Origin of the sequence: Phenylobacterium sp., from assembly GCF_025351295.1 — a bacterium.
GTDB lineage: Bacteria > Pseudomonadota > Alphaproteobacteria > Caulobacterales > Caulobacteraceae > Phenylobacterium.
In genome coordinates, this window is the sequence record NZ_JANXWD010000008.1 from 50,879 (window position 1) to 61,602 (window position 10,724).

Genomic DNA, 10,724 nt, shown 5'->3' on the forward strand with positions numbered 1-10,724 from the left:
CCTACTCGACCGCCTCGGACACGCTGGCGGTCTGCTGCGCGGCGAAGGCCGCCACCCGCTCGGCCAGGGCGGGATCGGCCAGGGCCAGGATCCGGGCCGCCATCAGCCCCGCGTTCCTGGCCCCCGGCTCGCCGATCGCCAGGGTCCCCACCGGAACGCCGCCGGGCATCTGGACGATGGACAGCAGGCTATCCATCCCCTTCAGAGCTTTCGACTCGATCGGCACCCCCAGCACCGGCAGGTCGGTGAGCGAGGCGGTCATACCCGGCAGGTGGGCCGCGCCGCCCGCGCCGGCGATGATCACCTGGAACCCCGCCGCCTTGGCGCCCTTGGCGAAGGCGTACATCCGCTCCGGCGTGCGGTGGGCGGAGACCACCTTGGCCTCATAGGCCACGCCCAGCCCGTCCAGCATGTCGGCGGCATGGCGCAGCACGGGCCAGTCGGACCGGCTGCCCATGATGATGGCGACAGGCGCGCTCATATCCTCGTGAATCCCGTCGACTTCGGCTGAAAGTGGTCGTGAAGGCGGCGGAGTATAGGCGCCGCCTTTGCGCGCACAACCGACGCCGGTTAGAATCCGTTAACCGCCTTGGTGTCGAGTGCCGTTAACCTTGCGGGGAGGGCTCTGAGGCAATGAAGATCGGGGGCACACGCACTGAGCCCGTTGCGGCCGTCCGACGGCGCGCGCTTGCGCCCACGGGCAGCCGCGGGGCCGCCGCCGCCGCGCGGGTCGACTCCGCCGAGTTCCTGGGGGTGCCCGAGGTCGAGATGACCCCGGCGGTCAAGGCGGCGATCCGGACCCTGCTGGGCGAGCTCGACGAGCTGCGCGGCGAGGTGGGCCGGCTGAAGACGCGCCTGAACGAGGCCGAGAGCCTGGCTGACCGCGACGCGCTCACCCCGCTGCTCAACCGCCGCGCCTTCGTGCGCGAGCTGGGCCGGGCAAGCTCGCTGTCCCAGCGATATGGCGGCGCGGCCAGCCTGGTCTATTTCGACCTCGACGGCTTCAAGGCGATCAACGACCGCCTGGGCCATCCCGCCGGCGACGCGGCCCTGCAGCAGGTGGCGGCGCGCCTGATCGCCAATGTGCGCGACACCGATGTGGTCGGCCGCATGGGCGGCGATGAGTTCGCCGTCGTCCTGCTCCAGGCCGACCGGGCCGCGGCCGAGGCCAAGGCCGCCGCCCTGGCCGACATCATCGAACGCGAACCCCTCGACCTGGCCGGCGCGCGCATCGGCGTGCGGCTGAGCTACGGCGTCGCCGAAATCGCCCCGAACGCCGATATCGAGGCCCTGATCGCCTCCGCCGACACGGCCATGTTCACCGCCAAGCGGCAACGCAAGGCGGGGTGACCGGGGGCTCAAGTTTGTAACGGCCGCGTTCTGACGGCCGGATCGGCACACGGCTGTGCGCGGTTGTCGCGCGGACGAAAAGGCGGGCTAATCGCGGCCGGACCAGATCGGAGGCGGGCATGCGGCGGCGGGTTTCCATCCTTTGCGGAGCGATGGCTCTGGCGGCGGCCCTGGCCGCCGGAGTTTCGGCGCGGGCCCAGGACCCCGGCGGCGCGCGCCTGCCGCTGGTGAGCGCCCGGATCGACTCCGGCCCGATCGTCGGCGTCGTGCACGAGACCGCCAATGTGTTCCGCGACATCCCCTTCGCCGCCCCGCCGGTGGGCCTGCTGCGCTGGGCCCCGCCGCAGCCGGTGGCGCCGTGGACCGCGCCTCGCGAGACCGCCTATCCCGGCCCCTCCTGCCCACAGCCGATGAACGCCAACGGCGCGCCCAACAGCGGCGGGGCCAACGGCGCCCAGTCCGAGGACTGCCTGCAGCTCAATGTCTTTGCGCCCAAGGCGGCCAAGGGCGCCCCGGTGATGGTCTGGATCCACGGCGGCGGCCACCAGACCGGCGCCGGCTCGATCTACGACGGACAGGCCTTCGCCCGCGACGGGGTGGTGGTGGTCACCATCAACTACCGCCTGGGCGCCCTGGGCTACTTCGCCCACCCGGCGATCACCAAGGCCGCGGGCGGGCAGCCCACCGGCAACTTCGGCCTGATGGACCAGATCGCGGCGCTGAAATGGGTGCAGCGGAATATCGCCGCGTTCGGAGGCGACCCGAAGAACGTCACCGTGTTCGGCGAGAGCGCCGGCGGGATGAGCACCCTGGCCCTGCTCGCCACGCCCTCGGCCAAGGGGCTCTACCAGAAGGCCATCGTGGAGAGCGGCGCCGGCTGGTTCAAGCCCACGACCCTGGCCGCCAAGGAGCAGGAGGGCGCCGCGGCGCTGGCCGCGATCGGCGTCCCGGAGACCGCCGCCATCGACGACCTGCGGGCCATCCCGGTTGAGAAGCTGGTCGCCATCGATGCGGAGTATGGCCCCTTCACCGACGGCAAGCTGATGACCGAGACGCCGTCGCAGGCCCTGGCGCGCGGACACGCCGCCGACGTGCCGCTGATCATCGGCTCCAACTCCGGCGAGGACTCGCTGCTGGGACCGGCCAAGGCGACGTCCGCGAGCTTCGCGCGCCTGGGCGTCACCGATGCCATGAAGGCGGCCTACCCGGCCGACGCCGGCGACGACGACAGGCTGGCGCGCGCCATGTTCACCGACCGCTTCATGGGCGGGCCGGCCCGCTGGGTGGCGGCGCAGGCCTCCGGCGGCCAGCCGGCCTGGCTCTACCACTTCTCCTACGTCGGCGGCCGGTTCCGGCCGGCCATGACCCGGGCCACCCACGCCGCCGAGATCCAGTACGTCTGGGAATACTGGGGCCGCCGCACGCCGATGAGCGTGGTCACCGACGAGGACAAGGCCATGGCCGCCCTGATGCACGCCTGCTGGGTCAGCTTCGCGAAGACCGGGACGCCGGTGTGCGGCAGCACGGCGTGGCCGGCCTATGACCCCAGGACGGACCGGCTGATGGAATTCGGCGCGAGCAGCGGCGTACGGACCAACTTCCGCAAGGTCCAGCTGGACGCGCAGCAGACGGCGGCGTTGCCAAGCCTGAAGCTAGCGAAATAACCCGTCATCCCACGGTCCCGCAGCGATCCGGGGGACCCAAGCCGAGGTCGGCGAACCGATTCGGCCTTCGCCGCGTTTCCGACTCCGCGCGTTCCGGAGTCCGACCCCATGGCCACCCGTCCCACCTGGCAGGGCTACCTGCGGCTCTCGCTCGTGAGCTGCCCGGTGGCGCTCTACACCGCGACCCAGCGGAGCGGCGATGTCAGCTTCAACATGCTGCACAAGCAGACCCACAACCGGATCAAGATGGTTCCCACCGACCCCGAGACCGGGCCGGTGGACCGCGCCGACCTCGTCAAAGGCTATGAGGTCGAGAAGGGCCACTACGTCGTGGTCACCGATGAGGAGATCAAGAACGTCCGGCTGGAGACCACCCGGACCCTGGACATCGAGCGGTTCGTGGACGCCGACGACATCGACCGGCTGTACTGGAACGACCCCTATTTCCTGGCCCCCGACGGCGACATGGCGGTCGAGGCCTTCACCGTGATCCGCCAGGCCATGGCCAAGGCCGGCAAGATCGCCCTGGGCCGGCTGGTCATGCACCAGCGCGAGCGACTGATGGCGCTGGAGCCGCGCGAGAAGGGCATCGTCGCCTGGTCCCTGCGCTCCAACCGCGAGGTCAAGGACGCCAGCGAGGTGTTCGGCCACATCCCGGCCCACAAGCCGCCGCCTGCCATGGTCGAGATCGCCGCCAGGATCATCGGCCAGCAGGAGGGACCGTTCGATCCTTCAATGTTCAACGATCGCTACGAGGACGCGCTGCGGGCGCTGATCAAGGAAAAGGAAAGGGGCCACGGCGTGAAGAAGGTCGAGGAACCCAAGGAAGCCCAGGTCATCGACCTGATGGAGGCGCTGAAGCGCAGCCTGGGCGACAGCGGCGCGCGCAAGACGGCGGCCAAGGCGCCCGTTCGCAAGGCGCCGGCGAAGAAGCGGGCTTAGCCCGGCCCGGACGACTAACGTGGGGCGCCAGTCCGGAGGGCCCATGGCCGCCTATGTGATCAACGAGATCGTCATCACCGACCCCACGCGGTTCCAGACCTACGCCGACCAGGTGCCGGCGATCCTGGCGGCCTATGGCGGCGAGTACGTGGTGCGCGGCGGCCAGCCGGAACGGGTCGACGGCCCCGCGCCGCCGGACCGCCTTGTGGTCCTGCGGTTCGCCAGCCGCGAGGCCGCGCGTCGCTGGCGCAATTCGCCGGAGTATCTGGCCATCCTGCCGATCCGCGAGGCGACCTCGACGAGCACGGTCTACATCGTCGACGGGTATGGCGGATGATGCGCGTTGGGAGCGCGACGACAGCCGTTGGGAGAAGGGCCTCAGCGCGCCTTCAGCCTGCGGATCGCGTCGGCCAGGGGGCGCTCGGCGTCGCAGTAGTCCGCCCAGGCCTTGGTCCTGGCCAACAGGGCCGGGGCCGTGCGGACGGTCCAGGCCTTGGGGTCGAGGCCCGTCTTCACCTGGGTCCAGGTCAGCGGGAACGACACCGGCGCGCCCGGCCGCGCGCGAGGTGACAGCGGCGCCACGGCGGTCGCCATGCGGTCGTTGCGCAGGTAGTCCAGGAAGATGCGGCCCACCCGCCTGGCCTTGGACATGGCGACCACGTAGCGGTCCGGCTGGTCGGCGGCGATGGCCAGGCAGAGGTCCCGGGCGAACTGTTTGGCGGCCTTCCAGTCGGGCCCGTCCTGCCTGTCCTTCAGGGGCGTGACCACGTGCAGCCCCTTGCCGCCGGTGGTCTTGCAGAACGCCTCCAGGCCCAGGCTTTGCAGCCGCGCCTTCACCTCCCTGGCCGCCTCGATCACCCGCTCGAACGGGATCGCCTCGTCGGGGTCGAGGTCGAAGACCAGGCGGCCGGGGACCTCGGGCTGGCCGGGCTGGCAGTTCCAGGGGTGGAACTCCACCGCCGAGATCTGGGCGAGCGCCGCCAGGGCCTCGATCCGGTCGATCTGCAGGTAGGGCTTGTGGTCGCCCAACACCGTGACCTCGGTCAGCAGCGCCGAAGAGCCCCTGCCGGCGTGGCGCTGGAAGAACCGCTCGCCGCCGATGCCGTCCGGGGTGCGGATCACCGAGCAGGGCCGGCCCTTGATGTGCGGCATCATCCAGGGACCGACCGCTTCCAGATAGCGCGCGAGGTCCAGCTTGGTGAGATGCTCGTCCGGCCAGATCGGCTTGTCGGGGCTGGAGAGGGTGACCCCCATGACCACGTTGCCGCCTGCCGCTTTCGGGACCGGCGTCTCGGCCTCGACTTCGGCGGCGGGCTTGTCCTCGCGCAGGCCCTTGAACGACCCCTGGCGCACGGCGCCCGAACCTGTGAAGCCGGCGAACTCGATCTCCGCCACCAGATCCGGCGTGGCCCAGTGGACGTTGGCCGCCTTGTTCGGCGCGCCGGGGCCGGAGAACGGACTGCTCTCGCTGGCGACCTTCTCCAGGCGCGGCAGCACCCGGGCCACCGTGTCGCGGCCGAACCCCGTGCCGATGCGGCCGACATAGATCAGCTTATCGCCCCGATGGACGCCGACCAGCAGCGAGCGCAGCTGGCCCGCCGCCCCGGTCCAGCCGCCGATCACCACCTCATGCCCGGCGCGGCACTTGGACTTCTGCCAGCTGTCGTGGCGGTCGGACCGGTAGGGCGCGTCCAGCTTCTTGGAGACGATGCCCTCCAGCGACATCTTGCACGCCGATTGCAGCACCGCGTCGCCCGGCGCCTCGAAGTGGTCGACATAGCGGATGTTGCGCCCGGCGCGCCTCAGCGCCATTTGCAACCTGGACTTGCGTTCGCGCAGCGGCAGCTCGCGCAGATCCTCGCCGCCCAGGAACAGCGCGTCGAAGCAGAAGTATATGAGGTCGTCTGTCTTGCTGTCTGCCAGCGCCGCCTGGAGCGCCGGGAAATCGGGCGAACCGGCGGCGTCCAGGGCGCAGGCCTCGCCGTCGTAGAGGCCATCCGGCAGAGCCGCCCCGGTCTGCGCGATGGCCTTGAACTTGGCCGTCCAGTCCAGCCCCTTGCGGGTCCTGAGCGTCGCCTTGCCGCCCTCCACGCGCAGCTGCAGGCGGTAGCCGTCGAACTTGATCTCGTGGCCCCAGCCGGCGCCCTGCGGCGGCCGGTCCACGGACCGGGCGAACTGCGGGGTGACGAAGTCCGGCAGGGCGGCGGGCTTCGGCTTCGGCCCCGCCTTCGCAGTCTCGCCGCGCGGCTTGGACTGCCAGACGCCCTGGCCGGTGGCGCGGCCGTTGCCGGTCATGAACTTGCTGGGCCCCTTGCCCTTGCCCGCCGCGATGGCGGCCATCTCCCGACCGGAGGCCACCGAGGCGGTCTCTTCCTCGACCAGCGCGCCGCCGCGGTCCTCCACCGCCCAGCCGTCATGGTGCTTGATCAGCAGCCAGTTGTCGCGCTTTTCGCCGCCGCGCCGCTTCATGCGGACCAGGACGAACGATCCCTTCAGCCGGTCGCCGTCGAGGGTGAACTTCAGGTCGCCGCTCTTCAGCCCCGCGTGCGGATCGCCTTCCGGCTCCCAGTAGCCGCGGTCCCACAGCATCACCGTGCCGCCGCCGTACTGGCCCTTGGGGATGGTCCCCTCGAAGTCGCCGTAGTCCAGCGGATGGTCCTCGACCTCCACCGCCAGGCGCTTGTCGGCCGGGTCCAGCGAGGGGCCGCGCGCCACCGCCCAGGACTTGAACGCGCCGTCCAACTCCAGGCGGAAATCGTAGTGCAGGCGGGTGGCGGCGTGCTTCTGGATCACGAAGCGCAGGCGGTTCGACGTCTTGGTCTGCTCCGCCCCCGCCGGCTCCGCGGTCTTCGCGAAGTCGCGCATGGATCGATAGCGGGCCAGCCGGTCCATCAGACCACCAGGGCGGGCCGCCGGGCCTCGCGATCGTTCTTGGTCAGGGCGGCCACATAGCTGTCGCGCCAGGCGGTGACGTCATCGCGCGCGACGCCCTCGAACAGCGCCTGCCAGCGCTCGATCCGCTCGGCCTTGTCCATGGCCAGGGCCCGCGCCAGCGCGTCGGCGACCTCCTCGACGCTGTTCGGATTGACCAGCAGGGCCTCCTGCATCTGGTGCGCGGCCCCGGCGAACCGCGACAGGATCAGGACGCCGGGATCCTCGGGGTTCTGCGCCACCACGAACTCCTTGGCGACCAGGTTCATGCCGTCGCGCAGCGGGGTCACCAGCCCCACCCGCGCCGCGCCGTAGATGCCGGCCAGCTCGTCGCGGCGGTAGTTGCGGTTCACATAGCGGAAGGGCGCCCAGTCGACGTCGGCGAACTCGCCGTTGATGCGGCCGGACAGCGCGTCCAGCCGGCCGCGGATCTCCTGATAGGCCTCCACCGCCTCGCGACTGACCGGGGCGATCTGCAGCATCATCACCTCGCGCCGCTGGTCGGGGTTCTGCTGCAGAAACCGCTCGAAGCCGATGAACCGCTCCTCCAGCCCCTTGGAATAGTCCAGCCGGTCGACGCCGACGATCAGGTGGCGGAACACCGTGCAGGCGCTCATCAGATTGTGCATGCGCCGCGCCTTGGCGCTCTTGGTCATGCGGGCGAAGTCGGCGGCGTCGATGCCGATCGGGAAGGCGCCCACCTCCAGCGCCCGGCCAAACGCCCGCACGCAGCCCGGCCGCACCATGGCGCCGTCGGCCTCGTTGAAGACGTATTCCTCGAACGCCTGCTGGTACTCAGCGGTCTGGAAGCCGACCAGGTCGTAGTCGAACATCGCCTCCACCAACTGGCGGTGGCGGGGCAGGTTGATCATCACCTGGTGCGCCGGCCAGGGGATGTGCAGGAAGAATCCGATCCGGTTCCGGATCCCCAGGCTGCGCAGTTCCCGGGCCAGGGGGATCAGGTGGTAATCGTGCACCCAGATGATGTCGTCGGGCTCGATCAGCGGGGCCAGGGTCTGGGCGAAGCGGCGGTTGACCCGGCCATAGCCTTCGCCGAACGCCCGGTCGAAGGCGGCCAGGTCGATGCGGTAGTGGAACAGCGGCCACAGGGTCTTGTTGGCGTAGCCGTTGTAATATTCCTCGAGGTCGATCTCCTCCAGGTCGACGGTGGCCGAGGTGACGCCGCCGATGGTCTCGATATGGAGCTGGCCGGTGAATTCCGGCGTGGTCTTGCCGCTCCAGCCGAACCAGACCCCGGAATACTGCCGAAGCGCCGCCGACAGCGCCATGGCCAGGCCGCCGACGCTCTCGCCCCCCTCGCCCGTCGAGGGGCTTACCCGGTTGGAGACCACAATCAGGCGGCCCATCCTACTGCGCTCCCTTCAGGAGCTTCGAAGGATCGCGGCCCTGCGCTGCGGAGCCTTGGCGAAGCCGGGTCACTGCGCAGCCTCCAGCCAGGCCATGACGTCCTCGACGCCGCGCAGGCCGAAACGAGCGTGAGTGGCGCGCGGCCGGCCGACCAGAACCCCGACCCCGCCCAGGCGCTCGACCTCGGCGAAGCCGTGCTCGTCGGTCACGTCGTCGCCGACGAACACTGGAAGCGCGCCCCGGAACACCGGGGTCTGCATGAAGCCGCGGATCGAATCCCCCTTGGCCGGACCCGGGGTGCGCAGCTCCTCGACCATGTCGCCGTCCTGCAGGGCGAGGCCGGTCTCGGCGGCCAGCCGGCGGGCCAGCAGGCGCGCCGCGCCGGCCTGGGCCTGGGCCATGCGGAAGTGCAGGGCGACGCTGGCGCCCTTCTCCTCGACGATCAGGCCGGGGTCGCGGACCGCGAACCGCCGCAGCTTCTCGATGACCTCGGCCAGGGCGAGGTGCGGCCTGGGCTCATGAAGAGTCCCGTCGCCGTCGCGGCGGACCAGGCCGTGGACGGCAGCCACGCAGGTGATCCGGCCCTCCAGGATGCGGTCGATATCGGCCAGGGTGCGACCGCTGACCACCGCGAGACGGCCGTTCAGGCCGGCGTTCAGTTGGTCCAGCAGGCGCGTGCGCCGCGGATCGGCATGCACGTCCTGGGGCCGCGCGGCGATCGGCGCCAGCGTGCCGTCGAGGTCTAGGAACAGCGCGGCCTCGGCCAGCCGAAGCGGCTTCGGCGCGGGCAGATTTAGGACAGATGCTTCGACGGACATGGTACTCCCACCCCTGGTGTAGGGATAACGCGGAGGGCCCCCGTTTTGATCCTACGCCCCGCGGACACGAAAAGGCGCCCGGACCCTTGACGCCAGGGGCCGTGGCGGGGTGTTACGCCCCTGCGACCACTGAGGAAGAGCGATGCCGGGACCGCCGCAGGCTGACGCGATCGTGCTGTTCGGCGGCACCGGCGACCTGGCGCGGCGGATGCTGCTGGCCTCGCTGTACTTCCTCGACGCCGACGGCTTCCTGCCCGACGATTTCCGAATCGTCGCGACCGCCCGGGCCGACCTGACCCGCGCGGCCTTCCTGGACCTGGCCCACCAGACCCTCAGCGAACGCCCCGAGGGCGTGGACGCCGCGGTCTGGACACGGTTTTCCGGACGGCTGAGCTATGTCGTCGCCGACGCCACCAAGGCCGAAGACTTGGCGAAGCTGAAGGCCGCGCTGGACGGGGCCAAGGCGCCGTTCTTCTATCTCGCGATCTCGCCCAGCCTCTATGAGAAGGTCTGCGTGGCCCTGGCCGCCGCCGGCCTGGCCACCGAGGCCGCCCGCATCGTGCTGGAAAAGCCGATCGGCCGCGACCTGGAGACCTCGCGTCAGATCAACGCCGCCCTGGGCGCGGTGTTCGACGAGGAACAGATCTTCCGCATCGACCACTACCTGGGCAAGGAGACTGTCCAGAACCTGATCGCGCTGCGCTTCGCCAACGCCCTGTTCGAGCCGCTGTGGAACAACCTGGCCATCGACCATGTGCAGATCACGGTGGCGGAGACCGAGGGGGTCGGCGAGCGCTGGCCCTACTACGACGAATATGGCGCGCTCCGGGACATGCTGCAGAACCACATGCTGCAGCTGCTATGCCTGGTGGCCATGGAGCCGCCGGCCGACATGGAGCCGGACTCGGTGCGCAACGAGAAGGTGAAGGTGCTGCGCTCGCTGCGTCGCTTCACCCGCGTCGACGCCCAGGAGCGCTCGGTGCGCGGCCAGTACACGCCGGGCGTGGTCGGCGGGAAATCCGTCGAGGGCTATGAGGCCGAGCGCGGCCAGAAGAGCGGCACAGAGACCTTCGTCGCCCTGCGCGCCGACATTGACAACTGGCGCTGGGCTGGGGTGCCGTTCTTCTTGCGCACCGGCAAGCGGATGCCCGAGAAGCGCACCCAGGTCGCGATCCAGTTCAAGCCGGTGCCGCATTCGATCTTCGGCCAGGCCTCGGCTCACGATCTGTCGCCCAACCGCCTGGTCATCGATCTGCAGCCGGACGAGGACATCCAGCTCAGCCTGATGAACAAGGCGCCCGGCCTCAGCCAAGGCGGCATGCGGCTGCAGTCCCTGCCGCTGTCGCTGTCGCTGCTGCGCACCTATGAGGGCGCCGGCGGGCGACGGCGGATCGCCTACGAGCGCTTGCTGCTGGACGTGATCCACGGCGACGCCACCCTGTTCGTCCGCCGCGACGAGGTCGAGGAAGCCTGGCGCTGGGTCGACGGCGTCGCCGACGCCTGGGCCGAAGCGGGTCTGGCCCCCAAGCCCTACGCCGCCGGCAGCTGGGGCCCGTCCGGGGCGTTCGCGCTCATCGAACGGTTCGGCAAGGCCTGGTCGGACTGAGAGCCCGCGCCCGTTCCAGCGCCCCCTCCACCGCTTCGCGGTCTA

9 protein-coding genes are annotated in these 10,724 nt (G+C 70.5%); 5 read left to right on the plus strand and 4 right to left on the minus strand.

The window, feature by feature from the left end; genetic code table 11:
- Window position 1 precedes the first annotated feature (1 nt).
- Window positions 2–481, minus strand: a complete 480-nt coding sequence (purE, locus tag Q0R13_RS01125) for a 5-(carboxyamino)imidazole ribonucleotide mutase (protein WP_293898181.1) — start codon at window positions 479–481, stop codon at window positions 2–4.
- 152 nt (window positions 482–633) lie between these two features.
- Between purE and Q0R13_RS01130 the strand changes: the two genes are divergently transcribed.
- From Q0R13_RS01130 to Q0R13_RS01145, 4 genes are all read left to right on the plus strand, one after another.
- Window positions 634–1,350 carry a GGDEF domain-containing protein gene (locus Q0R13_RS01130; protein WP_293898184.1) on the plus strand — a complete coding sequence of 239 codons (717 nt, stop codon included), beginning with the start codon at window positions 634–636 and terminating at the stop codon, window positions 1,348–1,350.
- Between the two features lie 152 nt (window positions 1,351–1,502).
- Window positions 1,503–3,014, plus strand: a complete 1,512-nt coding sequence (locus Q0R13_RS01135) for a carboxylesterase family protein (protein WP_293898187.1) — start codon at window positions 1,503–1,505, stop codon at window positions 3,012–3,014.
- A 108-nt stretch (window positions 3,015–3,122) separates the two neighbouring features.
- Entirely contained in the window at window positions 3,123–3,956 is an 834-nt protein-coding gene (locus tag Q0R13_RS01140; protein WP_293898190.1) for a Ku protein, read from the plus strand.
- 43 nt (window positions 3,957–3,999) lie between these two features.
- A complete protein-coding gene (locus Q0R13_RS01145) occupies window positions 4,000–4,293 on the plus strand; it encodes a DUF1330 domain-containing protein (protein ID WP_293898192.1) in 294 nt (97 codons plus the stop codon).
- Between the two features lie 41 nt (window positions 4,294–4,334).
- Here the strand turns inward: Q0R13_RS01145 and ligD are convergent, their stop codons facing one another.
- From ligD to otsB, 3 genes are all read right to left on the minus strand, one after another.
- Window positions 4,335–6,848: a DNA ligase D gene (gene ligD, locus Q0R13_RS01150; RefSeq protein ID WP_293898195.1), complete on the minus strand. Its 2,514-nt coding sequence runs from the start codon at window positions 6,846–6,848 to the stop codon at window positions 4,335–4,337.
- On the minus strand, window positions 6,848–8,254 hold the full coding sequence (locus tag Q0R13_RS01155) for a trehalose-6-phosphate synthase (protein WP_293898198.1): 1,407 nt from the start codon (window positions 8,252–8,254) through the stop codon (window positions 6,848–6,850). The genes ligD and Q0R13_RS01155 overlap by 1 nt, the downstream gene beginning before the upstream one ends.
- Window positions 8,255–8,323: 69 nt before the next feature.
- Window positions 8,324–9,073, minus strand: coding sequence for a trehalose-phosphatase (gene otsB / locus Q0R13_RS01160; protein WP_293898201.1), 750 nt, complete (start codon window positions 9,071–9,073; stop codon window positions 8,324–8,326).
- Between the two features lie 142 nt (window positions 9,074–9,215).
- Here otsB and zwf point away from each other — a divergent pair, with 142 nt between their 5' ends.
- Window positions 9,216–10,679, plus strand: coding sequence for a glucose-6-phosphate dehydrogenase (gene zwf / locus Q0R13_RS01165; protein WP_293898204.1), 1,464 nt, complete (start codon window positions 9,216–9,218; stop codon window positions 10,677–10,679).
- The last annotated feature ends 45 nt before the right edge of the window (window positions 10,680–10,724 follow it).

Bases quoted from the DNA above. Each gene is read 5' to 3' on its own strand.
- purE (WP_293898181.1), bottom strand. From the start codon at position 481: ATGAGCGCGCCTGTCGCCATCATCATGGGCAGCCGGTCCGACTGGCCC.
- Q0R13_RS01130 (WP_293898184.1), top strand. From the start codon at position 634: ATGAAGATCGGGGGCACACGCACTGAGCCCGTTGCGGCCGTCCGACGG.
- Q0R13_RS01135 (WP_293898187.1), top strand. From the start codon at position 1,503: ATGGCTCTGGCGGCGGCCCTGGCCGCCGGAGTTTCGGCGCGGGCCCAG.
- Q0R13_RS01140 (WP_293898190.1), top strand. From the start codon at position 3,123: ATGGCCACCCGTCCCACCTGGCAGGGCTACCTGCGGCTCTCGCTCGTG.
- Q0R13_RS01145 (WP_293898192.1), top strand. From the start codon at position 4,000: ATGGCCGCCTATGTGATCAACGAGATCGTCATCACCGACCCCACGCGG.
- ligD (WP_293898195.1), bottom strand. From the start codon at position 6,848: ATGGACCGGCTGGCCCGCTATCGATCCATGCGCGACTTCGCGAAGACC.
- Q0R13_RS01155 (WP_293898198.1), bottom strand. From the start codon at position 8,254: ATGGGCCGCCTGATTGTGGTCTCCAACCGGGTAAGCCCCTCGACGGGC.
- otsB (WP_293898201.1), bottom strand. From the start codon at position 9,073: ATGTCCGTCGAAGCATCTGTCCTAAATCTGCCCGCGCCGAAGCCGCTT.
- zwf (WP_293898204.1), top strand. From the start codon at position 9,216: ATGCCGGGACCGCCGCAGGCTGACGCGATCGTGCTGTTCGGCGGCACC.